Source organism: Curtobacterium sp. MCLR17_043 (assembly GCF_003224215.1).
Lineage (GTDB): Bacteria > Actinomycetota > Actinomycetes > Actinomycetales > Microbacteriaceae > Curtobacterium > Curtobacterium flaccumfaciens.
This window is the reverse complement of the sequence record NZ_QKLH01000021.1, coordinates 13,768-38,896: the sequence shown is the minus strand read 5'-3', so window position 1 is coordinate 38,896 and position 25,129 is coordinate 13,768. Positions and strand designations below refer to the sequence as shown.

Below are 25,129 nucleotides of genomic sequence, written 5' to 3'. Positions count from 1 at the left end.
GCCGGGGAGCTACTGGGTGTCGGCTGCGAGGGTGAAGAGCTCGCTGACCTCGGTACGGCCGTTCTTGGTGACCTCGAGGGCGAATCGGAATTCGGTTGCACCGCGGGACACGACGCGGTCGAAGGCCCACTTGCCGTCGTTGCCGACCTGGAAGCTGCCGGGGACGATCTGCGTACCCGAGACGTTCAGGACACGGTAGGTCGCGCCGGGCTCACCGGTGCCGGTGAAGGGGTTCGAGCGACCCGGGATGAGGCGGTCCGGCGTCGTGACCGTCACCGGCGTGAGCTTGGTGGCGTTGATCGTGAACAGGTCGGAGCGGACGGTCTGGCCGTTCTTGGTCTGTTCGATCACGAAGCGGAAGTTCGGTGCGCCGTTGGAGACGACGCGGTTGAACGTCCAGCGGCCGTCGGCGCCGACCTGGAAGGTGCCGGGGACGATCTGGGTGCCGGAGACGTTGAGCACGCGGTAGGTGGCGCCGGGCTCACCGGTGCCGGTGAAGGTGTTCGAGCGACCCGGGATGACGCGGTCCGGCGTCGTGACCGTCACCGGCGTGAGCTTGGTGGCGTTGATCGTGAACAGGTCGGAGCGGACGGTCTGGCCGTTCTTGGTCTGTTCGATCACGAAGCGGAAGTTCGGTGCGCCGTTGGAGACGACGCGGTTGAACGTCCAGCGGCCGTCGGCGCCGACCTGGAAGGTGCCGGGGACGATCTGGGTGCCGGAGACGTTGAGCACGCGGTAGGTGGCGCCGGGCTCACCGGTGCCGGTGAAGGTGTTCGAGCGACCCGGGATGACGCGGTCCGGCGTCGTGACCGTCACCGGCGTGAGCTTGGTGGCGTTGATCGTGAACAGGTCGGAGCGGACGGTCTGGCCGTTCTTGGTCTGTTCGATCACGAAGCGGAAGTTCGGTGCGCCGTTGGAGACGACGCGGTTGAACGTCCAGCGGCCGTCGGCGCCGACCTCGAAGGCGCCGGGGACGATCTGGGTGCCGGAGACGTTGAGCACGCGGAAGGTGGCGCCGGGCTCGGCGGTGCCGGTGAACGTGTTCGAGACACCGGGGCGGACGGCGGCCGGCCCCGTGACGGTCACCGGTGCGAGGGCCGTCGCGTTGATCGTGAAGAGCTCGGACGTGACGGTCTGGCCGTTCTTGGTCTGTTCGATCACGAAGCGGAAGTTCGGTGCGCCGTTGGAGACGACGCGGTTGAACGTCCAGCGGCCGTCGGCGCCGACCTGGAAGGCGCCGGGGACGATCTGGGTGCCGGAGACGTTGAGCACGCGGAAGGTGGCGCCGGGCTCGGCGGTGCCGGTGAAGGTGTTCGAGCGACCCGGGGTGACCAAGGCCGGCCCGGACAGCGTGATCGGGGCCAGCTCCGCGCGGCCCTCGACCGTCGCGGTGACGGTCTTGCGGTCGACCTCACGGCCGTTGACCTCCTGGATCACGACGAGGTCGTTGTCCCCGACCTCGAGGTCGCCGACCGTGATCGACCAGGCGCCGGTCGTGGCGTCGGCCTTGGTCGTCTCGTCACCGATCGAGATGTCGGCGCCGGGGGTGGCGGTGCCGGACACCACGGCGGAACGGGCGTCGTCGTCGACCGACGAGACCTCGGCGGTCAGGGCCACGACCGAGGTGCCGACCGTGGTGGACGTCGAGCCCTGGGCGCGGAAGTCGTTCGTGCTGCTCGTTCCGCTGAAGTCGAACTCCATGGCACTCGGAGCCTCGGGCGCATCCGCCGCAGCGGTGACGTCGATCAGGAAGCGGTACTGCTGGTCGGTCGGACGCTCACTGGCCCAGTCCGCGTCGAACGTCAGGGTCGTGTTGTCGTTGGACAGACGGCCGTTCGAGAGCGGGATGGACGTGGAAGCGTTCCACGCGGTGTTGCCGACGCGACGCCACGAGCCCTGGACGGTGTCCTGCTCGGAGAAGGTCGCACCGTCCGGAGCGGTCAGCACCACGGTGCCCTTGGTGTTCGTGCGCGAGACGCGGTTCTCGACGACGAACGGGACCTGGGTGGTCTCACCGCGCTCGAGCTCGACGGGGCCCTGGTCGACGCCGAAGAGGCCGCCGCCCTCGACGATCGTGACCGAGACGTTCTGACGGTCGATCTCGGTGGCGCCGCGCTTCTGGATGGCCACGAGCGAGTTCGCGCCGTTCACGAGGCCGGTGACCGTCATGTTCCACTTGCCGTCCGCATTCACGTTGACAGTCTTGGAGCCGATCGTGACGGTCTGGTTCGGCGTCGCCGTTCCGGAGATGACCGCCGACTTGTTGATGTTGCTCGTGCTCGTGACGCTGGCGACCAGCGGCTTGTTGATCGACGCGACGATCTCGTCGTAGGTCGCCAGCGAATAGCCGGACAAGTATCCCAGGTAGAAACCAGTCTGGGCCGAGTTTCGGTAGACCCCGAGTCCAAGGTTCTCACTCATCGTGAACTGGCCTGCCGCTGTCCCGCAGTTGCTTGACCACGGGGCGTACATGCCTCCAAGGCTGCTCAGGCACTGGCCCTTCGAGTTTTTGATGACACCACGAGTCCCGGGCGCGGGAAACTCGACGCGATCCGCCGATGCCTTTGCTTGAGCAAACGTGGTGTACGCCTTTGCTGATGCGCCACTGAGAGCCCCGGAGCCAAGGTTGGCTGCCTGGACCGCAAAATATGTGTCCGTTCGCGCTTCTCGGAGCACGAGGGAACCGACGACCCGCTCGGACGGCTCCGCTCCAGGACCAGCGGCAGTGGCCGGGGCCGCGCCGAAGGAGAGGCCAGACACGATGGTGGCTGCGGCCAGCCCGGCCGCACCCATGGACTTGAGGGCAGTTGATGCCCTCTTCTTGTGAGACATGTGCATCTTTCAGGACAGGCCGCGCGACGGCGGCTGTGCGGGAAGGGACACGCCCGTCGAGGTACTCCAACGGCGCATGTACATCCAGAATATCATGTGAAATATCAACATACGAACGTGCTAGTGCTCGCCGACGCGCCTGGGTGTTGAGTGAGACCGGCGCAGGTTTGCTTTCTCAGAAGTTGACTCCAGGTGACTCAGGAGTAGGGTTGAGTCCATCGGACGCAAGTCCAACGACTTACCCCCAAAGCAAGAGGAGCAACACATGGGACGTGCAGTAGGCATCGACCTCGGAACCACCAACTCCGTCGTCGCAGTTCTCGAAGGTGGCGAGCCCACCGTCATCGCCAACGCCGAGGGCATGCGCACCACGCCGTCGATCGTGGCGTTCACGAAGGACGGCGAGGTCCTGGTCGGCGAGACCGCCAAGCGCCAGGCCGTGACGAACGTCGACCGCACCATCGCGTCGGTCAAGCGTCACGTCGGCACCGACTGGACCACCGAGATCGACGGCAAGAAGTACACGCCGCAGGAGATCTCGGCCCGCACGCTCGGCAAGCTCAAGCGCGACGCCGAGCAGTACCTCGGCGAAGATGTCACGGACGCGGTCATCACCGTGCCCGCGTACTTCAACGACGCCGAGCGCCAGGCCACGAAGGACGCCGGTGAGATCGCCGGCCTCAACGTCCTCCGCATCATCAACGAGCCGACCGCGGCCGCACTGGCCTACGGCCTCGACAAGGGCAAGGAAGACGAGCTCATCCTGGTCTTCGACCTCGGTGGCGGTACGTTCGACGTCTCCCTGCTCGAGGTGGGCAAGGACGACGACTTCTCGACGATCCAGGTCCGCGCGACCTCCGGTGACAACCGCCTCGGTGGCGACGACTGGGACCAGCGCATCGTCGACTACCTGGTCAAGAAGTTCAAGGACGAGCACGGCGTCGACCTGTCCACGGACAAGATCGCCAAGCAGCGCCTGAAGGAAGCGGCTGAGCAGGCCAAGAAGGAGCTGTCGTCGCAGATGTCGGCGAACATCCAGCTCCCGTACCTGACGCTCACCGCCGAGGGCCCGCTGAACCTGGACGAGACCATCTCGCGTGCACAGTTCGAGCAGATGACCTCCGACCTGCTCGACCGCACCAAGAAGCCGTTCAACGACGTCATCAAGGAAGCCGGTGTCTCGGTCAACGACATCGCCCACGTGGTGCTCGTCGGTGGCTCGACCCGCATGCCCGCCGTGGCCGAGGTCGTCAAGTCGCTGACCGGTGGCAAGTCCCCGAACCAGGGCGTCAACCCGGACGAGGTCGTCGCCGTCGGCGCCGCACTGCAGGCCGGTGTCCTGAAGGGCGAGCGCAAGGACGTCCTGCTCATCGACGTCACGCCGCTGTCGCTCGGCATCGAGACCAAGGGCGGCCTGATGACGAAGCTCATCGACCGCAACACCGCGATCCCGACCAAGCGGAGCGAGACCTTCACGACCGCTGACGACAACCAGCCGTCGGTCGCCATCCAGGTCTTCCAGGGCGAGCGCGAGTTCACCCGCGACAACAAGCCGCTCGGCACCTTCGAGCTCACCGGCATCGCACCGGCTCCCCGTGGCGTCCCGCAGGTCGAGGTCACCTTCGACATCGACGCCAACGGCATCGTGCACGTGTCCGCGAAGGACAAGGGCACCGGCAAGGAGCAGTCGATGGTCATCTCCGGCGGCTCGTCGCTGCCGAAGGAGGACATCGAGCGCATGGTCCGCGAGGCCGAGGAGCACGCAGCCGAGGACAAGGCCCGTCGCGAGGCCAACGAGCGTCGCAACCAGGCCGAGCAGCTCGTCTACTCGATCGAGAAGCTCATCAAGGAGAACGACGAGAAGCTCCCCGCGGACGTCAAGTCCGAGGTGCAGGCCGACGTCGACGCGCTCAAGTCCGCACTCGCGGGCGAGGACGACGACGCCGTGAAGTCCGCCTTCGACAAGCTCAACGAGTCGCAGGGCAAGCTCGGCCAGGCCATCTACAGCCAGCAGGACGCAGCATCCGGCACCGCCGGTGGCGAGCAGCCGGCCGACGACGAGGACATCGTCGACGCCGAGGTCGTGGACGACGAGGACGACAAGGACAAGAAGTAACGATGACGGATCCCAAGGACAACGCGCCCAACGAGCCTGTGCCTGAAGACCCGGCGCCCCAGGTCGAGGGCGACGCCACGAACGCGGCCGAGCCCGAGGACCTCATCGAGGCGGAGGGGCCCGACGTCGAAGTACCGATGGACGGCCCCGCCGCCGGGGGCCCCGCGGCCGACGCAGCGAACGACCTCTCCCCGGAGGACGAGGCACTGCTCGCCGACGCCGCCCGCGGCATCGCCGAGGACAAGCTGAGCACCGAGGACCGCGACCTCGTCGCCGAGATGCGTGCGGACATGCTCCGTGCGCAGGCCGAGCTGGTGAACTTCCGAAAGCGCGTCGAGCGTGACCGTGAGGCCAACCGCGAGGTCGCCATCGCCGAAGTGGTGCGGGCACTGCTGCCGGCGCTCGACGACCTCACCCGGGCCGAGGCCCACGGTGACCTCGCCGAGGGCCCGATGCAGGTCATCGGCCAGAAGATCCGCGGGGGCTTCGAGAAGTTCAAGCTGGTGCAGATCGGCGAGAAGGGCGAGGCGTTCGACCCGAACATCCACGAGGCGATCGTCCAGCTCCCCACCCCGGGTGCCACCGGACAGACCGTCGCGGACGTCGTCGAGCCGGGCTACAAGCTCGGTGAGCGGGTCCTCCGCGCGGCCAAGGTCGCGGTGGCGGTCCCGGCCTGAGCCGGGTCCCCACGGTGACGACAGAAGAAGGCAGGTGATCCATGGCCAGTCAGGATTGGTTCGACAAGGACTTCTACAAGGTCCTCGGCGTGTCCAAGGACGCCTCCGACGCCGAGCTGAAGAAGACGTACCGGAAGCTCGCGCGGCAGTTCCACCCGGACTCCAACCCGGGTGACACCGCCGCCGAGAACCGCTTCAAGGAGATCAGCGAGGCCTACTCGGTGCTCTCCGACAAGGAGCAGCGCCAGGAGTACGACCAGGTCCGCGCCATGGGTTCCGGCGCTCGCTTCACGGCGGGCGGCGGGGGCCAGGGCGGGTTCGAGGACGTCTTCGGCGGGATGTTCGGGCAGCAGGGCGGTGGCGGACAGCGCGTCCGCTTCGGCCAGGGCAGCCCGGGCGGTGCCGGCGGTTTCGAGGACATCCTCGGCGGGATGTTCGGCGGGGGTGGAGGCTTCGGCCAGACCTCCGGCGGCTACCGCGGGTTCGGCGGTCCGACGAAGGGCCGGGACGTCACGGCGTCGACGACCCTCGACTTCACCACGGCGATCGCCGGCGACACGGTCAAGCTCTCGCAGGGCAACGGTCGGCCGGTGAACGTCCGCATCCCCGCGGGTGTCGCCGACGGTCAGAAGATCCGTCTGCGCGGCCGCGGCGAACCGTCGCCCGACGGCGGTGAGGCGGGTGACCTGGTGGTCGCCGTGTCGGTGCGGAAGCACCCGGTCTTCGAGCGCGACGGACTGAACCTGCGCGTGGACGTCCCCGTGACGTTCACCGAGGCGGCGCTCGGCGCGACGATCGAGGTCCCGACGCTCGGCGGCTCGCCCGTGAAGCTCAAGGTCGCCCCCGGTACGCCGTCGGGTCGGGTCCTGCGCGTCAAGGGTCGCGGCGTCACGACGAAGAACGGCACGGGCGACCTGCTCGCGACCGTCCAGGTCGCGGTGCCGTCCCACCTGTCGGAGAAGCAACGCGAGGCCGTCGAGGCACTCGCGGCCGCGCTGCCCGACGAGAACCCCCGCGAGGACCTCCTCGCCAAGGCGCGCGACTAGCGCGCGCGACCACAGCAGTGGACCCAGCCTGGAGGCTCGGCGCGGCTCCGTCAGGAAGCCGCCCCGAGCCTCCAGGCTGGTATCCACCCCACGCGGACGACGGAAAGGAACACGCCATGACCGACATGGACGAGAACTCGCCCGTCTTCGCGATCGCGGTCGCGGCGGAGCTCGCCGAGATGCACCCGCAGACGCTGCGGCAGTACGACCGGCTCGGCCTGGTCGTGCCGGGCCGCACCCGCGGCGGTTCGCGGCGCTACTCCATGCGAGACGTCGCGCAGCTGCGCGAGATCGCGCGCCTCGGCTCCGAGGGCGTGTCGCTGGAGGGGATCCGGCGGGTGCTCGACCTGGAGAACGAGAACAAGGCGCTGCGTGACCGGGTGCGGGAGCTCGAGTCGGCGCTGGCCGACCAGCTCATCAACCGGCCCGGCGCACGGGTCTTCGCCGCCACCGCGAGTGGGGCGGCGATCTCGCTCAAGGCTGGGTCGAGGCCACAGCGGAACACGCAGATCGTGCTGTACCGCGGGCCGCGCTGACTTTTGTCCCGTATGCATTGCATGTAGTATTTCAACATGCGGAAATGGGCTGCACTCTGTTCATCACTGATCGTCGTCGCTGTGGCCAGCGGAACCGGTGCTGTACCCGCCGCGGCAGACGTCCGGCAGGAGGACCGTCGTACGGCGATCGAGCACTCGGCCGACGGGTCGGAGACTGCGGTGCTCGTGCACGGGATCGGCAGTGCGTCCGCCGCTGCCTCTGCTGAGCGCCGTCGGTTCGCGCACAGCGACCTGCAGCCCGCCGGGCGCTTCGTCGAGGCGGGCGAGGTCGTGACGGTCTCAATCCCGCAGGGTGCGCCCACCATGGAGATCGCGATCGGGTTGATCGGCACGTACGCGGCCCACAACGACGGCCGCGACGTCGGATACCGGCGGACCGCGCTCGTCCCCGGCGTCAACGAGGTCACCGCGGTGCACGACGGCATGGTGTCGCTCGTCAGCACGGCGGACGACGGCTCGGCGACGGCGACGGTCTCCGGGGGCGAACCCGTACCGACCTGGGTGCGTGGGCAGAGCACCGCTGAGTCCTTCGCCGCGGACCTCGAGCGGTGGGCGGCCGCCCCGTTCGTCGAGGTCGTCTCGGACCGCATGTTCGGCGACTTCCAGAAGCCGAAGACGGGCACCCTGATCCCGGCGGACGACCTCGCTGCGCGGACTGCGAACTGGGACCGGGTCGTCGAGCTCACGGACTCGACCTACGGACTGGACGACGACGCGGTCGGTGCGTCGCGCAAGCATCCGCACCGCATACACATCGTTGCCCCGGACACCGGGGGTGGGTACGCGAACGCCAGCAACGGCCGGATCCTGTTCCACGTCAGTTCCGGTGCGGCCGGGGACCTGTTCCGCGACCCGCTGCACGACCAGTGGGCGCTCTGGCACGAGATCGGGCACACCTACGAGTCGACGATCAACTCCTTCCCGGGGACGGCCGAGACCATCACGAACATCTCGTCGCTCGCGGTGCAGGACGGGCTTGGTTTCGGGAGCCGGTGGGACGAGACGACCGCGTCGTTCGAGCGGTACTTCGCCTCGGAGGACCGGAACTGGCTCGAGGCGAGCGACCGCGTCCGGCTGCTCGCGTGGGAGCAGCTGCGCCGTGCGTTCGGTGATGCCTTCCTGCCCCGGTTCTTCGCGGCTCTCCGCGCTGAGTCTGCGGTCGTGAACCCGCACGTGCTCACCACCGATGACCGTCACGCGCTCTTCGTGACGACGGCGTCTCGGGTCGCCGATCGGAACCTCGCACCGTTCTACGACGCCCTCGGGTTCCCGATGTCCGACGCGACGCGGTCGGCCATCGGCGAACTGCCGCCGCTCGACCAGCGGATCTGGGACAACGTCGACTCGCGCCACCGTGTCATCGAGTACGTCGTGCCCGGCTACGACCCGCCCGTCGGTGTCATCGACGGTCCGCTCCCGACGGTGCCGGTCGGGCGTCGCCTGGTCGACGCTCCGGCCGTCACGGCGCTCGGCACCGCGAGCGGTCGTGGTTCGGCTGCGGTGGTCGATGCCACCGCGGCGGCTGACGTCGTCGGATCCGACACCGGCCGGCTTGCCGTCCGACTCCGGAGCAGCGACGGCACCGAGGACTCCATCATCGTCACGACCGCTGCCGTCGGTGGTGACGCCGTCGTGGCGCGAGGGCAGGCGAACCGTCCGATCGGTGTGCTGTGGCTGGACGGCCGCGGCACCCTGGGTTGGCGAGCGGCGACGTCCTGGAACGCGCACACATCGTGGTCGGGTCACGCCTACCTGCACATCGAGCAGTACGACCCGGACGGCACCCTCATCACGGCGGGCTCAGTCCACGGCGACGAGACCGGCACGGTGCTCGACCGGGTGTTCGGGGGCAGACCGTACCGCGACGGACAGTTCCTGCTGGTGACGCACGCCCAGCCGGACCTGCTCCGGGTCTACGGCAACGGCGCTCCGATCAGCGGGAACGGCGCACCTCGGGCGTACCGGATCGAGGGGCACCACCTGGTGTCGGCCGATCGCGATGACGTCCCGGGGTGGCAGGTGATCCGTGGAGCGGCGGGCACGCCCGTGGCGCTGGAGCGTGGGACGGATGCTCCGATCGAGGCGCAGGTCTCGGTCCACGCGCAGATCTCGGCGATCACCGCGACGGTCACCGTACAGAGCCCCGACGGGACGACGTTCGTGCCGGGCCAGACGACGATCCCCGGGATGTACCAGAAGCCGGGAGAGGGGTGGCGTGAGAGTGCGAACCTGCTCCTCCGTGCAGGAACGGTGAGCGACGACGGTCGTACTCTCCGGTTCACCCTGCAGACCGGTGGAGGGTTTTCGATGCCGCCGGGGTCGATGCTGCGCTGGCAGCCGGTGGTCGGGGTGGCGTCGGACGCGCCCGCGGGGGCGTCATCGCTCCGCATCGTCGTCGAGGGCAGTGCGCGCTGAGCGATCGGTGGAGGAACAGGGAACACCCCCGGGGCCGTCTGGTCCCGGGGGTGTTCCCGTCGGTCAAGCGATCAACGCGTGTTCGCGTAGATCGTGTAGAGCGACGTGGTGTACTCCGATCCGGAGACGGACACGGAGAACTTGAAGTCGAACTTCGTCACCCCGCGCGAGAGCGCGCGGTCGAAGCTCCAGTTGCCGTTCTGGTCGACCGTCACGTCCGCGGGCACGATCTGGTTGCCCGAGGCGTTCAGGACCTGCATCGTCGCGCCGGCAGGGCCGGTCCCGGTGATGGTGTTCGTGACTCCCGGGTCGACCGATCGTGTGCTCACGACGACCGGGGCGAAGCCCTGGTTCGCCGCGATGCTGAACAGCTGGGACGGCTCAGGACCCTGGTCGCCCTTCGTCTGCTCGATGACGAACTCGAACTTCGTCGCGCCGCGGGACACTGCGCGTTGGAAGGACCAACGCCCGTCCGCGTCGACCTCGCCGGTTCCCGGGACGAGTTGCGATCCCGAAGCGTTGAGCACGCGGAAGGTCGCCCCGGGCTCGCCTGTGCCGGTGATGGTGTTGACGACGCCCGGCGTGACCGTCGACGGGCCCGTCACCGTGACGGGGGTGAGTCGGCCGCTCTCGCCGGGGTTGATCGTGACCTCGGCGACGGTGGTGTTCGCGCCCTTCGACTTCTGCACGGCGCGGAGCACGTGCTCCGCGCGGTCGAGATCCTCTGTCTCGACGTCCCAGCGTCCGTTCGGCAGGACACCGTTCGGGCTGCGGCCGACGACGCGCTCGCCGTCGGCGGTGACCTCCACGATCTCGACCGCGGAACCAGGCTCGCCGGTGCCCGCCATCGCGACGGGACCGCTGCGGTGTGCGGCGCCGTCCTGCGGGGTGGAGATCGCAACGGCCGCGCCGTAGTCGACGCTGCGCGTGACGTCGTGTGCGGTGTCGCGGACGTTGTCGATGAACTGCGACGCGGTCACCATCAATGCACCGCCGGCGTTCGGCGCCGGGATCGTGGTCGACCAGGAACCGTCGGCCGCGGTCTGCACGGTCTCGCCCAGCTGGAGGCCGTCGTGGCCGAAGAGCTTCACCTCGGAGCCGACCTGCGCTGTGCCGGAGGCCGTCACCTCGGCGGTCCGGTCGGTCGGGAACCGGGCTTCGAACGTGAGGGCAGTGACCTGCAGGTCGACCTCGAGTTCCAGCTGACCGGTGCGGTCGTTCCCCTCGTACTGCTCGAGCTGCAGCGTGCTCGTGCCGAAGGGCAGCTCGGTCACGCGCGCGGTCCACCGACCCTGCTGGTCGACGATCTGCGGTCGGCGACCGTCGATCAGGACGGTCGCGCCAGGGGTTCCGGTACCGGACAGGTCGGCGCTCCTGGTGGGCGCGTCCACGGCGTCGACCCGGGCGCTGAACGACGGGACGAAGTCGCCGGTGTTCGGCAACCGGTCCGCGACGTTCTGGCCTTGCAGCCGCATCACCGAGTCGGTGTTGAACAGGCCGAGGAATCCGCGGTTGTACGTCGACTGCAGCCCGGTGCCGATGGGGTTGTTCGATCCCGTGTTGGCAGCCAGTCGGAACTGCTGCTTCGGGTCACCGTCGACACAGGACTCCAGGGTCACCGGCGAGTAGCTGTTGATCGACGCGGAACCGGCGGTGACGCAGAGCGCGGGAGCGGACATCGGCCGCACCGTCGTCGTCTCACCGGCGACGGGGATGGACCACCGGACCGCGGCTGCCCTCGCCGCTGCCATCGTCGACTGGCGGTTCGCGGGGATCTCCGAGCCCGCTCCGGCAACGCCCGGAGCGCTGAAGGTCGGCGTCGAGGGGTCGCCCGCGAACGCGGACGTCTCCGTGATGAGGGGGCCGACCTGTGTCCGTTCGGTGTCCATCGGCGAGGTGGCGTTCGCAGCGGTGACGCCGACGCTCGCGGCGATGGTCAACATCGTGAGGCCAGCGGCACCGAGGGTGGTCGTCCGTCGTGGATGTCTCGTCATGCTTGTGTCTCTCTCGTTTCTCACGTGGGTCGATCCCGGTGGATCGACTGCGCCAGCATATTCGTGGTGACACGTCAGATGTCACACTCGTCGGGCGATATTCACGACATATCGCCGATTAGGCGTGGTCGTGTTCATCACGGTCGCGCCCGGATGGTGAACAACCCGCTCGACGTCACGACCCCACTCGTCGTCTGCTGGATCACGAAGCGGAACTCGGTCGCCCCCTTCGACACCACCCGGTCGAAGGCCCACGAGCCGTCGTCGCCCACGACGTGGTGTCCGGGGACGATGTCGGTGCCCGAGATGTTGAGGACACGGAACGTGGCGCCCGGGTGCCCACGGCCCGAGAAGTGGTTCAGGACGCCCGGCTCCACCGACGTGGTGGTGACCGACACCGGGGCGATCTCCTGCGGGTGGAAGGTGAACAGCGGTGACGTCGAGACCGAACCGTTCCGGGACTGCTGGAGCGCGAACCGGAACTCGGTCGCCCCGTTCGACACCACCCGCTGGAAGGTCCAGCGGCCGCGCTCGTCGATCGAGAACGGTCCACCGGTGACGATCTCGGTGCCGGATGCGTTCACGACCCGGTACTCGGCACCGGGTGTCGCGGTCCCACTGAAGGTGTTCACGGCGCCTGCGCTGACCGTGGTCGGGTCGACGGTGACGTCGTGGAAGGTGTCCGCCGGCACGGTGAAGCGATCGGAGGTCTCGGTCCGGCCGAAGGCTGACTGCCGGATCGCGAAGCCGTACTCGAGCGTGCCGAGGGGCACGTGCGCTCTGAAGCTCCAGGTGCCGTCGTCGGCCACGGTGAAGGGGCCGCCGGGAACGATGACGGCCCCCGACGGATCGACGACCTCGAACGACGCGCCGGGTGCCGCCGTGCCGGTGAACTCGTTGACCGCGCCCGGGGAGACGGCTCGCGGGCCGCTGAGGGTGACCGGGTCCAGAGCGCCGCGCTCGACCACGACGGGCGTCCGCGCCACCGTGTCGAACGATCCCTGTGGCGCGGTGCCGACCGCGGTCATCCGCAGTTCGCCGGAACCTGGGCTGGAGCCCGCATTGACGACGGGTACGCCGAAGCGGACCTCGGTACCACGTGGGAGCGACCAGCGCGAGCCGGTGGACGTCCAGGTGAACGCGACCGTGCGTCGGTCGGTCGACACGGAACCGTCGACGAGCGCGTCGGAACCGAAGTCGCGCCAGTCGCCACCGGTTGCGCTCCGGTACTGACCGCGGACGGTGCTGAGGCCGGCCGGGAAGGTGGTCCCCGTCGGTGCCTCGAACCGGACGCGGCCGTCCGACAGCGGTGCGCTGACGTCCGAGTTCGCTCGCAGGTGGGCGCGCACGGTCGTCTCCGATGCTCCGGGGAGGGTGACCGTCTCGCCGGTCACGCCGACGAGGAGGTCTCGCGCCAGGAACGTCACGTCCACCGGGACGTCGTCCTCGAAGGCGTCTCCGATCCACTGCTCGAAGACCAACCGGCTGGTGCCGATCGGCAGGTCGGCGACCGACGCGTTCCAGTTGCCCGAGCCGTCGGCGACGGCGACCTGCCGGTCGTCCCGTCGTACGGAGGCGCCCGGGGTGGCGGACCCTGCGATGTGCGCCGTGCGCGGTTCGTCGTCCTGCCCCACCAGCCGGGCGGTGATGGGGCGGACCGCACGGGGCCTGGTGATCGGTCCGAGCAGGGTGTGCTCCCTGCTGGCCCACGTGAAGCCGAAGATGTCCCGTCCGTAGGAGTGGACGTACCCCGCGGAGACGGTCTGGCCCTCCTGCCAGCCCGACGGCCACGGGACGAAGTACCCGCCGGTGGTCGTGACGTCCTTCACGTCGACACCGGTGCCGGGCACCACGAACCAGGATCGGCACGTCTTGGTGCCGGAGCAGTCCGGGGTCGCGAAGACGGTGAAACCGTCCTGGTCGACCGTTGTCCGGACGTTGGTCGGGGCGCGGAGCGAGAGGACGCGCGGCTCGACCCTGTGGGGAGACGGTCCGTCGGCGACCGCACTGGACGACGCGGTCAGCGTCGTCGCAGCCGTCGGCGATGCCGTGGCGATCGTGCTCAGCACGAACGCGACGAAGGTGATGAGCGCAATGAGCGCAGTTCTGAGGTACACGTGGGTTCCCTTCTCGATGCCCGAGCAGAAACGTTACATACACTGTGTGACGTGCCGGTACCACGTGCCGGCCGATCGAGAACGAGGGGATTCCGTTGGAACGAGCACGACTGGACCGCCGGTCCGCACTGGTCGCAGGTCTGATGACGGCGGCGTTGGGTGCAGCAGCACTCGGTGTCGCGCTCCGACCAGGGGCAGCCGAAGGCGAGGAACCCCGCACCGATCCGCTGCAGGACGCGCTCGACGCGACCGGAGACGGCCGCACGTTGGTGATCGACCGGGTGTGGACCCGGACTCGTCCGTTGCTGGTCCGGCGACGGCTGACCCTGCGGTTCGCCGCGGGCGGCGCCCTGCGCATGACCGCCGACGACCACGGGATCGTCGTCACCGCCTCCGGTGTCCGCGTCGTCGCTCCGGTCATCGAGGGAATCGGTGCGTCGAAGCGCGGTTCCGGCCACGGGATCGTGGTGCGCGGCACGCGGGAGGCGCCGTTGGACGACGTCCGCATCAGCGGTGGCAGGCTCGAGCGGCTCCCGAGCGACGGCGTCCACGTCGAGTACTGCGACCGGTTCGTCCTCGAGCGGGCCGCCGTCTCGAGCGTCGGCTACGCGGGCGTGCTGCTCCTCGGGGTGGTCGACAGCGTCGTGCAGGACACCGTCGTGTCGGACGTGCGGCAACCGGCCGGGTTGGTGAACTCCTACGGCATCACCGTGACGCGGGACGCCACTGCGACGGTGGACGTCGCTCGACGGTCGTCGCGCGTCCGCATCCTCCGCAACCGCATCAGCGACGTGCCGCACTGGGAGGGCATCGATACCCATGCCGGTGATGCGATCGAGATCCGGGACAACATCGTCACCGGGTGCCGCGTCGGGATCGCGGCCGTGCCGAGCAAGGCCGTCGGCGACCGATCCGCCACCGACGTCGCGCCGACGAGGCTGCTCATCACCGGGAACCGGGTCACGCGGAACGCGGCGCTCGCCGCCGGCTCCGGGATCCTGGTGAGTGGATCCGGCATGACGGTCGGGTCGAGTCTTCCGCGGGCGACCGGCTCGGTGTCCGGGAACACCGTGACGGGAGCAGGGGGCACCGGCTCGGCCGGTGTCCTCGTCAAGCTCACTCGCGGCTTCGTCGTCGCTGACAACACGGTGGCGTCGAGCGTGGACGACGCGATCCGGGTGGAGCACTCGAACAGTGCCGTGACCGTGCGCGACAACCGCATCACGAAGGTGACGGGCGACTCCGTCGCGATCGACGTCCGCAGCGGTGGGAACGACGGCACGGTCGTCCGCAACCGGATCGACGCACCGGCGAGATCGGTTCGTGTCGGGCTCCGGTTCGGAACGCGCGACAATCGGTTCCTCGTGCGGGGGAACGACTTCTCCGCGGCCGTGACACGGGAGTTTGCGCACGGGGCATCGATCCGCCGGTGATCCGTCGCCTCGCCCGTGCCGAAAAGCACGACGCACGGCACCCCCGCGACCACCCGGGCCGCGGGGGTGCCGTGTCGCTCCGGACGACGGGTCAGCGGGCGGTGAGTGAGAACGTGCCGGACTTGATCGTGGCGCCGTTGACGGTCTGCTCGATGACGAAGTCGAGTTTGGTGCGCCTCGGGAGACGACGCGGTCGAAGGACCAGGTGCCGTCGGCGGCGACGTCGTGGGTACCGGGGACGATCTGGGTGCCGCTGGGGTTGAGGACCCGGTAGGTCGCGCCCGGGGTGGCGGTGCCCTCGAAGTGGTTCGAGACACCGGCCGTGACGGACTTCGTCGTGACGCTCACGGGCACGGTCTGCTGCGGCTCGGCGTCGAAGGCGATGTCCTCCATCACGGAGGTGCGGCCGTCGGTGGTGGTCTGCGTGAAGGTCACCGTGTACCCGGAGTGGCTCGAGAGGTCGGCAGAAGCGCTCCAGGTCCCGACGCCGGACCTGGCGCCGCGCGCCTCGGTGCGGAAGAGCTCGCGGCCGTCCTGGTCCGTGGCGGAGATGGTCGCGCCGGCCTCGGCCGATCCGGAGAAGGTGCGCTCGCCTGGCTGGTAGGTGTTCGACTCCGCGATGCCGTCGACCTGCAGCGGGCGCGGGAGTGCGACGCGTTCGACGTTGCATGGAGCCGCTGTCCGTCGAAGCCCAGGGCGACGAGGTCGAGCTGCTTGCCGGTGAACTCGTGTCCGATCCGGAAGCTCCACCCGTTCGAACCGCCGTCGAAGTCGCCGAGGACGCGGTCGCCGTCGAGCACCTGGACGCCGAGGGTGTCCTGACGACGGTGATGCCGTCGGTCGGCCGCGACTGCGCGGCCGAAGCCGTCGAGGGGGTCGGCGTCGCTGCGACGGCGACCGTGGGAGAGATCGCGCCGAGGCCGATCGACGCGGTGAGGATCGTGCAGACGACGGCTGCAGGGTGGAAGGGGGAGGGTGCCATGTGGACTCCTTATCGAGGAGGGCAAGTGTTTCGCATGTCATATTCACAAGGTGAACACCTGCCGGGGGCAATGGCTACGGCCCGACCCATCGATGGTGGGTACGCTGACGCGGTGCCAGACTTCGCCGACCTCTTCCGCCGCCGGGACGACTCCGCGCCCGACCTCATCGCGATCGACGGCACGGACCGCTTCCTGATCGACGAAGCACCGCACGTGCACGGCGACGCGCTCCGGCAGCCCGGTGAGGTCGCCGTGGTCGACGACCGCCACGGCGTCCTGACGCTCGGGCTCATCACGCAGCACGGCGCGAAGGACGTCCGGGTGGTGCAGGACTCCCTGGTCGGGCAGCGTGCTCTCGAGGCGAACGCCGGCACCTTCGGCATCCGCGGGTTCCGGCACCCGGCATCGCTCGAGGACGCTTTCCAGGACGTCCGACTCGTGGTGCTCCGGCTGTCGAAGTCGCACGATCGTCTGGACGAGGTCGCCCGTGCCGTCGCCCGCTTCGCGGCACCCGACGTCGTGCTGCTGTGCGGGGGCAACGTGAAGTACATGCACCTGTCGCAGAACGACGTGCTCCGGCGATCGTTCGGCGAGGTGACCCCATCCCGGGGGCGTGGCAAGTCACGCCTGCTCATCGCGCAGGACCCGCTGCGTGCGCAGGCGAACCGTGCCGCCACGACAGCCCCGTGGCCACGTTCGGTGCACGTCGACGAGCTCGGCATGACGATCGTCGCGCACGGCGGCGTGTTCGCTGGGACGTCGCTCGACCAGGGCACCCGGGTGCTGCTCGGCGCGATCGACGACGCGGTCCCGACGGCGCGGACGATCGTGGACCTCGGGTCGGGCAACGGTGTCGTCGCCGCCGCTGTGGCGGTCCGGCGTCCGGACGTGCAGGTGATCGCGACGGACGTGTCGCGGATCGCGGTCGAGTCGACTCGCGCCACCGCCGATGCGAACGGCGTGGGCGACCGGGTGACAGTTGTGCGGGCCGACGCCGGCGACGAACTCGCGTCCGGCTCAGCGCAGCTGGTGCTCTGCAACCCGCCGTTCCACGCGGACACCACGGTGACCACGGACGCGGCCGAGGCAATGTTCCGGAACGCGGCGACGATCCTCCAGGCCGGCGGTGAACTGTGGTGCGTCTGGAACTCGCACCTGCGCTACCGACCTGTGCTCGAGCGTCTCGTCGGGCCGACACGGCAGGTGGTGCGGACGGACAAGTTCACCGTGACGGCGTCGGTGGCCACCGGGCGGTGACCTCGAGCACGTGCGCGTCGTAGTGCACGGCGAGCGCGTGAACTGCCGCACTGGCGAGGTCGGGGTCACCGGTGTCGATCGCCTCGTCGAGCAGGGAGAGCACGTCGTCCACGCCCCACTGCCGGAGCGGTGGGGCCTCGTCGAACACGAACGCGAGCCGACTGATGGCCAGACGCATGTTGCCGGCGACCCAGGGGTTGGGAGTGTGCCGGCTCAGGGTGCGGGACAGCTCGACCATGCCGACGGCGAAGGCGTAGTCGCGAGTGCGCGCGTACTGCCGCACGGTGGCGATCACCCGGTGGAGTTCGGCTCGGCCGTCGGCGGAGAGCACCGGAACGGCTGACCGAGCGCACATCTCGGTGAGCGTCGTGGCGAGTTGCAGGGAGTCGACCCAGTGCTGCACGCCGGGGTCCGTGATCCGGACGGAGTCGAGGGCGTCCGGTGGCCGCTCGACCAGGCCCATGAGCTCGAGTCGACGGAACAACGGCGTGAGGATGCGTGCCGAACGTCGGAGGCGTGCGGCGACATCCTGCGGCGGGTAGGTCCGCCCGCGCTCCAGCGTGCCGTCGCGGACCAGGGCGAGCAGGTCCCACCACAGATCGTCCGGCGCCCAGGCGGCCCAGGTCGGGACGTCCGCCGCTGCCGACGTCACGGTGAGGAGGCCGGCCGGGTTGTACCCGAGGCTCGGCGCGACGGCAGCGAGCTGGTTCTCCCACACACGAGCGAGCACGTGGGCGGCGCGTTCCGCTGCCCGGGGCGACGGGTACCGCAGTGCCTGCTCTGACGCCGCGGCCCAGTCGTCGACGTCGGTGTTCCGGAACGGGACGGAGGGACTGGTGCCGAAGCGGACCCGTTCGAGGGCGCCGCGTCCCAGCCGAGCGAGTGCGGCGTTGGGCGAACGGTCGATCCAGAACCGCAGCGACGCCCAGAACGCGGGGTCGAGGTCGGGTGTGCGCAGCGTGGCCGCGCGGCGGAGCGCCTCGAACACGACGTCGTGCTCGGCAATGTCCGAGGATGCCGATGCCGATGCCGATGCCGATGCCGATGCCGATGCCGATGCCGATGCCGATGCCGTCTGCACGGAGCGCAGTACGCCCTCCATCAAACCGATGAGCAGGTGGCCGTTGTCGTTCCACGCCGGCACCGACAACGTGCCGAAGCGGACGGTGCCGTCGGTGACGAACGTCACGAGCCCGACGTCGGTCAGGCGCTCGAGCACCGCGTGCAGGATCACCGGGTCGAGACCGAACCGCCCGGAGAGCACGAGCTCGTCGTGGTCGACGTCCCGCTCGATCGAGCTGTCCCGGGCGGCGCCGAGGACCGTCCGGTAGGCGTCGTCGAACTGCCGCGCCCCGTCCGTCTCCGTGGACATTGCCACCCCCTCGTCGTGCAGCGTATCCGGCACCGATGCGACAGTCGCGACGCGACAGGAGCCGCCCGCGGTGCGGACGGCTCCTGTCGGACGCGGGGACCGATCAGGCCGGCACGTAGTCGAACGTGTCGGGGTCCGGACCCGTGCGGTGGCCCTTGTCGAGGGCGGTGATGTCCGTCATGTCCTCGTCCGAGAGCTCGAAGTCGAAGATCGCGAAGTTCTCCTCGACGCGGGCACGCGTGACCGACTTCGGGAACACGATGTCGCCGCGCTGGATGTGCCAGCGGAGGACGACCTGGGCCGGGGACTTGCCGACCGACGTGGCGACGCGGGTGATGGTCTCGTCATCGAGGACGAGGCCCTGCGCGATTGGGGACCAGGCCTCGGTCGCGATGCCGAGCTCGCGGTTCACGGCGCGGAGGTCGTCCTGCGCGAGGTACGGGTGCACCTCGATCTGGTTGACCGACGGCGGGACGTCGGTCTCGGCGCGCAGGCGGTGCAGGTGGTGCGCCTGGAAGTTCGAGACACCGATCGAGCGGGCGGTGCCGGCGTGGTACAGCTCCTCGAGGGCCTTCCACGTCGGGACGAAGTCCGAGACGGTGGGCAGCGGCCAGTGGATGAGGAACAGGTCGCTGTAGCCGCCGAGCAGGTCGGCCGACTTCTTGCCGTTCTCCAGCGCTGCCTCGGGGGCGTGGAAGCCGTTGTTGAGCTTGGAGGTGACGAAGATCTCGGAACGGTCGATGCCGGACTCGGCGATCGCCTCGCCGACCTCCTTCTCGTTGCCGTACATCTCGGCGGTGTCGATGTGGCGGTAGCCGACCTCGAGCGCGGCCAGTGTGGCGGCCTTCGTCTCGGAGGGGTCGATCTGGAAGACACCGAAGCCGAGCTGCGGGATGGTCTTGCCGTCGTTCAGGGTGATGTTCGGAACGGTCATGGTGTCATGCAACCAAACGCCCCTCAGCGCCCGCTCCGCCAACACCCAGGAACGCCGACCCGGGGCACGCCGCTCAGGCTGCGCAGCTCAGGCGAGCGCGGCCGTGATGTACGCCTGGAGGGCCTGGCCGTACGCGATCGCCGGCACCTCGGACGCGAAGCTGCGGTCGGCCCCGCCGATCGTCGCCGTCACGGTGAAGACCACGCGACCGCCGACCTGCACGCGGGTCAGTCCGATGAACGACGGCCCGAGCAGTTCGCGCAGCTGGTCCTCACGGGGGAGCCAGAGCGACTCGGTGGCGGTGACCGAGTCGAGCGCCCACTCGGTGGTGCCGTTGAAGCCGAGGATCGTGCCGGTGGGGGAGTCGTGCCGTTCGACGGTCATCTCGGACACCGTGTAGACGTCGTCGTCGATGCCGGGCTTGTCGATCACGAACCGGTCCCCGGTCTCGGGGTGCCAGCGGAGGCCGGCGTCACGGAGGGACCTGGCGAGTTCGACGGTGATCACGTTCCCACCTTGCCCGCGCGACCCGCCCCTGTCACCACCTAGGTTGCCGAAAGCATCCCGTACTAGCATCGCCGAGCACCCCTCGCGCGAGCGCAACCCGTTCGTGCGCGCGACGTGACGACGCCCGGGCAACCGGTGCCGAGCCTCCAGGCCGTGGGAACCGGCCGCGGGTCGGACCGCCGGTCGACGTCCCCGACCGAGGCTGACGGACACCCTGCCGCCGAAGAGAAGGACCCGCATGACCCTCGAACGCGAGGAACTCCGCGACGACTGGACCGTGACGATGGCCGGAGGAACCGGTGCGCCGGACGGCGTCGCGGGCCGCACCATCCCGGCGACGGTGCCCGGCCAGGTCCACACCGACCTGGAGCGGGAGGGCCTGCTGCCGGACCCGACGTTCCACCTGAACGAGCAGGCCGCGAAGTGGGTCGGACGCGCCGACTGGGCCTACCGCCGCACGGTCGACGTCGACCCGCGGGGCCACGAGCGCGTCGACCTGGTCTGCGACGGCCTGGACACGGTCGCGGAGCTCAGCCTGGACGGCGTCGTCGTGGGCACGACCCGCAACATGCACCGCCGGTACCGGTTCGACGCACGGGTGCAGACGGGGTCGGGCGGCACCACGAAGGACCTCGAGATCCTGTTCGAGTCGCCCTACCGCGAGGCCGGTCGGGTCGCCGCGAAGGCCGGCAGCATGCCCGGTCCCTACGACGAGCCGTTCCCGTACATCCGCAAGATGGCGTCGAACTTCGGCTGGGACTGGGGCCTGACGGCGGTCACGAGCGGCCCTTGGCGGCCGGTCGCGATCGAGCGCTGGTCGACCGCGCGCCTGCGCGAGGTCCGCCCGCTCGTCGACGTCGAGGCCGGCGAGGGCGTGCTCGACGCGCACATCACCGTCGAGCGCTCGGGCATGAACGACCTGGACCAGGACGGCGAGGACGACGACCTCGTGCTCGTCGTCACCGTGAGCGGCGAGACCGAGGACGGCGGCACCACGCGCCAGCGGTCGCGCGCGCAGCTGACCCCGAAGGACGACGAGACCGTCGTCACCGTGCGCGTCCCCGAGGCGCGGCGCTGGTGGCCGCGCGGCTACGGCTCGCAGCCGCAGTACGACGTCGTGGTCGAGCTGCAGACCGTCGACGGCGAGGTGCTCGACCGCGACACGTTCCGCACCGGGTTCCGGTCCACCCGCATCGAGACCCAGGTCGACGGCATCGGCCGCCCCTTCGCGGTGCACGTCAACGGCACGCTCATCGACGTCCGGGGTGTCAACTGGATCCCCGACGACGTCATCGTCTCGCGCGTCGACCGCGCCCGACTGGAGTCCCGGCTGGGTGCCGCGGCCTCGCTCGGCACGAACCTCGTGCGCGTCTGGGGCGGCGGAGTGTACGAATCGCGCGACTTCTACGAGGTCTGCGACGAACTCGGTCTGCTCGTCTGGCAGGACTTCCCGTTCGCGTGCTCGGCCTACCCCGAGGTGGAGCCGATCCGCAGCGAGGTCATCGCCGAGGCGCGCGACAACGTCGCCCGGCTCGCCCGCCACCCCTCGCTGGTGGTCTGGAACGGCAACAACGAGAACATCTGGCTGCACGACGCCGACGGCTGGGGTGCGGAGCTGGGCGATCGTGGCTGGGGACTCGACTACTACCTCGACCTGCTGCCGACCATCGTCGACGCGGTCGACCCGTCACGCTTCTACACGGTCGCGTCGCCGTGGTCCGGCTCCGAGTCGCTGCCCGCGAACGAGGTCGACCACGAGACGCACCACTCGTGGGACGTCTGGAACCGGCTGCCCGACACCGCCTACCGCGAGTCGGTGCCGCGCTTCGTGTCGGAGTTCGGCTGGCAGGCGCCGCCGGCTTGGCGCACACTGCGTGACGCGGTCACGGACGCGCCGCTTCGGGTCGACTCGCCCGGTGTGGTCCACCACCAGAAGGCGGCGGACGGGATGGCCAAGCTGGCCCGCGGGCTCGAGCCGCGCTTCGGCGCGGTCGACCCGGCCGCGTTCGACACGTGGCACTACCTGACGCAGCTGCAGCAGGCCCGGGCGATCGCGACCGGCATCGAGCACTGGCGCACGCACTGGCCGCGCAACACGGGTGTCGTGGTGTGGCAGCTGAACGACCTGTGGCCGGTGTCGTCGTGGTCGGCGATCGACTCGGCTGGGCGGCTGAAGCCGCTGGCCCACGAGCTGCGCCGCCTGTACGACGACGTGCTGCTGACGATCCGCCCGGTGTCGTCGGTGTCGGTGACGCCGGGTGCGGAGCGGACTGGAGGCCCGGATCACCCGGGTGCGTCGCCTGCGGTCGGCGAGACGGCCGATTTGGGCGAGCTCGCGGACACGCTCTCGCTGGGCGTCTCACCCGGTGCGTTCGGGTCCTCGCCCGTCGAGGTCGCCGTGCGGTCGACGCGCGGTGGGCACGACAGCGTCGTGCGGGTGCGCCGGATCACCACGGCCGGCACGATCCTGGCCGAGGTGTCGCTGCCGGTCCGGCTGTCGGCCGCCGGTGTCGGGGTCGTGGCGCTGCCCGAGTCGGTCGGCGTGGTGGACGACCCGGCGGGCGAGCTCATCATCGCGGACATGGACTGGCGCCGCGCGGTCTGGACCCCGGGTCCGGATGCCGCGATGCGCTGGGAGCCCGCGCGCTACCGGACCTCGTTCGCGGTGGTCGACGGTGGCCTGGACCTGACCGTCGAGGCCGACTCGCTCGTCCGCGACCTGCTGGTGCAGCCGGACCGGGTGGCCGCCGGTGGAACGGTCGACCGCGGGTTCATGACGCTGCTGCCCGGCGAGCGGGTGGTGTTCCGGCTCGGCGGGGTGACCGAGGCCGACATCCCGGCGCTCCGCGAGGCGCCCGTGCTGTGGAGCATCGACGGCGTCCTGCGGTGACCGGAGCGCTTCCCTGGATGAACGGTGTCCGTTCCGAGGACCGGCCTGGGCATCCAGGGGCGGGGGAGTTACCATGGGGGAACACGGACTTTCGCCGCGGTGATCGACGACGATCAGCGGACGGCGACCAGTTCCAGACCAAGGAGTCATGATGCTCGGAAACCTGACCGGCCTTCACCTGCTGATCATCCTCGGGATCGTCATCCTGCTGTTCGGCGCGACCAAGCTCCCGGCGCTCGCCAAGGGCCTCGGCCAGTCGATCAACATCTTCAAGAAGGAGATGTCCGACGACGAGAAGAAGGCCCAGGCCAACGGCACGGCTCCGGACGGCACGGTGCAGAACACCACCGTTCAGAACGTTCCCGCCGAGCCCGCCGCCGGTCCGGTCCTGAACCCGGGGCCGACCGCCCAGCCGAACACCGACTCCCGGCGTTAGGACACCCAGCCCCGTCCTGTCGGCAGCCCCCGCGACCACATCGGTCGCGGGGGCTTCGTCGTGCGGGATCGACCGCCGGGCACCGTGTGCCGCAGGATGAGCACATGACCGCTCCCGTTCCCGTTCCGGCCCCCGTGCCGCACGGCGTCGCGCCGCTCCGGGACGACCGGCGGATCGTGCTGGTGGTGGCGATCCTGGCGTCGTTCGTCGTCGGGCTCGACTCGAGCGTCGTGAACGTCGCACTCCCCGCGATCCGGCAGGAGCTCGGCGGCGGACTCGTCGTGCAGCAGTGGGTCGTCGACGCGTACCTGGTCACCCTCGGCTCGCTCATCCTGGTCGCCGGCAGCCTGTCCGACCTGTTCGGCCGCGTCCGGATCATCACGTGGGGGCTCGTGGTCTTCGGGATCGCGTCCGTGGTGTGCGCGGTCGCCCCGACCGGCGAGGTGCTCATCGTCGCCCGGGCGCTGCAGGGCGTCGGCGGGGCACTCGTCATGCCGAGCGCGCTCGCCCTCATCGTCGCCGCGTTCCGCGGGGCGGCGCAGGCGAAGGCCATCGGCACGTGGACGGCCTGGTCGAGCGCCGCCACGATCCTCGGCCCCGTGGTCGGCGGGCTGGTGGTGGACGGCATCGGGTGGCGGTGGGTCTTCGTGCTCACCGCGGTACCGATCGCCGTGACGATCCCGCTGGTCCTGCGCATCACGGGCGACGTGCACCCCGCCGTCCGTCCGCGCATCGACGTGGTCGGCGCCGTGCTCGCCGTGGTGGGCGTCGGCGGGGTCGTGCTCGGCCTCATCGAACAGGAGCGTCTGGGGTGGGGTGCGCCCGTGGTGGTCGGCGCGCTCGTGCTCGGGACGGCCGCGCTCGTGGCCTTCGTGCCCTGGGAGCTGCGGGTGACGCGGACGAACGGATCGCCGCTCGTGCCGCTCGAGCTGTTCCGGGCGCGGAACTTCGCGGTCGGCAACCTCGCGACGCTGTCGATCTACGGCGCGCTCGGCATGGTGTTCTTCGTGGTCACCCTGTTCCTCCAGGAGGTCTGGCGCTTCCCGGCGTGGCTCGCCGGCCTCGCGACGCTGCCGCCGACGATCATGCTGCTCGCGCTGTCCACCGCCGTCGGGTCCGCGGCCGGTCAGTACGGCCCGCGGTGGTTCATGGCCGCGGGGCCGGCGGTCGGCGCGGTCGGGGCGCTCCTGCTGCTGCTCGCCGGCGACGACCCGAACGGCTACTGGTGGTCGGTGTTCCCCGGACTGGTGCTGATCGGCGTGGGCATCGCGCTGATGGTCACACCCCTGACGAGTGCCGTGCTCGGGTCGGTGCCGGAGTCGGAGGCAGGGTCCGGTTCGGCCGTGAACAACGCGGTGGCACGGATCGCCGGACTCGTGACGGTGGCACTGGCCGGCGTGGTGCTCGGCGGCGAGGTGAGCGTCGACGGGCTGCACCGGGCCATGGTGGTGATGGCGCTCCTGCTGCTGGCCGGCGCCGTCGTCTGCGCGGTCGGGATCCGGAATGTCCCCGAGCGCACGTAAGTTGAGTGGAGTAGACTCAACTCCAGGACCACCGCAACGA

The 25,129-nt window shown here is 69.8% G+C and carries 17 protein-coding genes; 11 read left to right on the top strand and 6 right to left on the bottom strand.

Annotated elements, in window-relative coordinates:
- Nucleotides 1-9: 9 nt before the first annotated feature.
- On the bottom strand, nucleotides 10-2,355 hold the full coding sequence (locus tag DEJ03_RS16570) for a hypothetical protein (protein WP_110865477.1): 2,346 nt from the start codon (nucleotides 2,353-2,355) through the stop codon (nucleotides 10-12).
- Between the two features lie 742 nt (nucleotides 2,356-3,097).
- Here DEJ03_RS16570 and dnaK point away from each other — a divergent pair.
- From dnaK to DEJ03_RS16545, 5 genes are all read left to right on the top strand, one after another.
- Entirely contained in the window at nucleotides 3,098-4,948 is a 1,851-nt protein-coding gene (dnaK, locus tag DEJ03_RS16565; RefSeq protein ID WP_110865476.1) for a molecular chaperone DnaK, read from the top strand.
- A 2-nt stretch (nucleotides 4,949-4,950) separates the two neighbouring features.
- The gene (locus tag DEJ03_RS16560) at nucleotides 4,951-5,625 is read left to right on the top strand and encodes a nucleotide exchange factor GrpE (protein WP_258370723.1); all 675 of its coding nucleotides are present in this window, start codon (nucleotides 4,951-4,953) and stop codon (nucleotides 5,623-5,625) included.
- A 41-nt stretch (nucleotides 5,626-5,666) separates the two neighbouring features.
- Nucleotides 5,667-6,671, top strand: a complete 1,005-nt coding sequence (locus DEJ03_RS16555) for a DnaJ C-terminal domain-containing protein (protein WP_110865475.1) — start codon at nucleotides 5,667-5,669, stop codon at nucleotides 6,669-6,671.
- 125 nt (nucleotides 6,672-6,796) lie between these two features.
- Nucleotides 6,797-7,207, top strand: coding sequence for a heat shock protein transcriptional repressor HspR (locus DEJ03_RS16550; protein ID WP_110865490.1), 411 nt, complete (start codon nucleotides 6,797-6,799; stop codon nucleotides 7,205-7,207).
- A gap of 81 nt (nucleotides 7,208-7,288) precedes the next feature.
- Nucleotides 7,289-9,643, top strand: coding sequence for a M60 family metallopeptidase (locus tag DEJ03_RS16545; protein WP_181422763.1), 2,355 nt, complete (start codon nucleotides 7,289-7,291; stop codon nucleotides 9,641-9,643).
- A 71-nt stretch (nucleotides 9,644-9,714) separates the two neighbouring features.
- Here DEJ03_RS16545 and DEJ03_RS16540 read toward each other — a convergent pair whose 3' ends face one another.
- Both DEJ03_RS16540 and DEJ03_RS16535 read right to left on the bottom strand, forming a co-directional pair.
- On the bottom strand, nucleotides 9,715-11,637 hold the full coding sequence (locus DEJ03_RS16540) for a hypothetical protein (protein ID WP_146237768.1): 1,923 nt from the start codon (nucleotides 11,635-11,637) through the stop codon (nucleotides 9,715-9,717).
- A gap of 137 nt (nucleotides 11,638-11,774) precedes the next feature.
- Nucleotides 11,775-13,754, bottom strand: a complete 1,980-nt coding sequence (locus DEJ03_RS16535) for a hypothetical protein (protein ID WP_110865472.1) — start codon at nucleotides 13,752-13,754, stop codon at nucleotides 11,775-11,777.
- Nucleotides 13,755-13,849: 95 nt separating this feature from the next.
- On the opposite strand from DEJ03_RS16535, the gene DEJ03_RS16530 reads away from it, so the two are divergent.
- The 3 genes from DEJ03_RS16530 to DEJ03_RS16520 all read left to right on the top strand — a co-directional run bounded on the left by DEJ03_RS16530 (nucleotide 13,850) and on the right by DEJ03_RS16520 (nucleotide 17,427).
- Nucleotides 13,850-15,187 (top strand): right-handed parallel beta-helix repeat-containing protein, encoded by a 1,338-nt coding sequence (locus DEJ03_RS16530; RefSeq protein ID WP_146237767.1) that lies wholly within the window; start codon nucleotides 13,850-13,852, stop codon nucleotides 15,185-15,187.
- 322 nt (nucleotides 15,188-15,509) lie between these two features.
- Nucleotides 15,510-15,791, top strand: coding sequence for a hypothetical protein (locus DEJ03_RS16525; protein WP_146237766.1), 282 nt, complete (start codon nucleotides 15,510-15,512; stop codon nucleotides 15,789-15,791).
- Between the two features lie 490 nt (nucleotides 15,792-16,281).
- Complete coding sequence (locus DEJ03_RS16520; RefSeq protein WP_111099856.1) at nucleotides 16,282-17,427, top strand: class I SAM-dependent methyltransferase; 1,146 nt, start codon at nucleotides 16,282-16,284, stop codon at nucleotides 17,425-17,427.
- On the opposite strand, the gene DEJ03_RS16515 is transcribed toward DEJ03_RS16520, so the two are convergent.
- The 3 genes from DEJ03_RS16515 to DEJ03_RS16500 all read right to left on the bottom strand — a co-directional run bounded on the left by DEJ03_RS16515 (nucleotide 17,393) and on the right by DEJ03_RS16500 (nucleotide 20,240).
- Nucleotides 17,393-18,799 (bottom strand): FCD domain-containing protein, encoded by a 1,407-nt coding sequence (locus DEJ03_RS16515; RefSeq protein WP_181422762.1) that lies wholly within the window; start codon nucleotides 18,797-18,799, stop codon nucleotides 17,393-17,395. The two genes, DEJ03_RS16520 and DEJ03_RS16515, sit on opposite strands and share 35 nt — an antisense overlap.
- 103 nt (nucleotides 18,800-18,902) lie before the next feature.
- Nucleotides 18,903-19,733, bottom strand: a complete 831-nt coding sequence (locus tag DEJ03_RS16505; RefSeq protein ID WP_110865466.1) for an aldo/keto reductase — start codon at nucleotides 19,731-19,733, stop codon at nucleotides 18,903-18,905.
- Between the two features lie 87 nt (nucleotides 19,734-19,820).
- Nucleotides 19,821-20,240: a hypothetical protein gene (locus DEJ03_RS16500; protein WP_027464885.1), complete on the bottom strand. Its 420-nt coding sequence runs from the start codon at nucleotides 20,238-20,240 to the stop codon at nucleotides 19,821-19,823.
- A 238-nt stretch (nucleotides 20,241-20,478) separates the two neighbouring features.
- Between DEJ03_RS16500 and DEJ03_RS16495 the strand changes: the two genes are divergently transcribed.
- The 3 genes from DEJ03_RS16495 to DEJ03_RS16485 all read left to right on the top strand — a co-directional run bounded on the left by DEJ03_RS16495 (nucleotide 20,479) and on the right by DEJ03_RS16485 (nucleotide 25,089).
- Nucleotides 20,479-23,130, top strand: a complete 2,652-nt coding sequence (locus DEJ03_RS16495; protein ID WP_110865465.1) for a glycoside hydrolase family 2 protein — start codon at nucleotides 20,479-20,481, stop codon at nucleotides 23,128-23,130.
- Between the two features lie 148 nt (nucleotides 23,131-23,278).
- On the top strand, nucleotides 23,279-23,566 hold the full coding sequence (gene tatA, locus DEJ03_RS16490) for a twin-arginine translocase TatA/TatE family subunit (RefSeq protein WP_375342300.1): 288 nt from the start codon (nucleotides 23,279-23,281) through the stop codon (nucleotides 23,564-23,566).
- 104 nt (nucleotides 23,567-23,670) lie between these two features.
- On the top strand, nucleotides 23,671-25,089 hold the full coding sequence (locus DEJ03_RS16485; protein ID WP_110865464.1) for an MFS transporter: 1,419 nt from the start codon (nucleotides 23,671-23,673) through the stop codon (nucleotides 25,087-25,089).
- The last annotated feature ends 40 nt before the right edge of the window (nucleotides 25,090-25,129 follow it).

Bases quoted from the DNA above. Each gene is read 5' to 3' on its own strand.
- DEJ03_RS16485 (WP_110865464.1), top strand. From the start codon at position 23,671: ATGACCGCTCCCGTTCCCGTTCCGGCCCCCGTGCCGCACGGCGTCGCG.
- DEJ03_RS16560 (WP_258370723.1), top strand. From the start codon at position 4,951: ATGACGGATCCCAAGGACAACGCGCCCAACGAGCCTGTGCCTGAAGAC.
- DEJ03_RS16550 (WP_110865490.1), top strand. From the start codon at position 6,797: ATGGACGAGAACTCGCCCGTCTTCGCGATCGCGGTCGCGGCGGAGCTC.
- DEJ03_RS16495 (WP_110865465.1), top strand. From the start codon at position 20,479: ATGACCCTCGAACGCGAGGAACTCCGCGACGACTGGACCGTGACGATG.
- dnaK (WP_110865476.1), top strand. From the start codon at position 3,098: ATGGGACGTGCAGTAGGCATCGACCTCGGAACCACCAACTCCGTCGTC.
- DEJ03_RS16515 (WP_181422762.1), bottom strand. From the start codon at position 18,799: ATGTCCACGGAGACGGACGGGGCGCGGCAGTTCGACGACGCCTACCGG.
- DEJ03_RS16540 (WP_146237768.1), bottom strand. From the start codon at position 11,637: ATGACGAGACATCCACGACGGACGACCACCCTCGGTGCCGCTGGCCTC.
- DEJ03_RS16505 (WP_110865466.1), bottom strand. From the start codon at position 19,733: ATGACCGTTCCGAACATCACCCTGAACGACGGCAAGACCATCCCGCAG.
- DEJ03_RS16555 (WP_110865475.1), top strand. From the start codon at position 5,667: ATGGCCAGTCAGGATTGGTTCGACAAGGACTTCTACAAGGTCCTCGGC.
- tatA (WP_375342300.1), top strand. From the start codon at position 23,279: ATGATGCTCGGAAACCTGACCGGCCTTCACCTGCTGATCATCCTCGGG.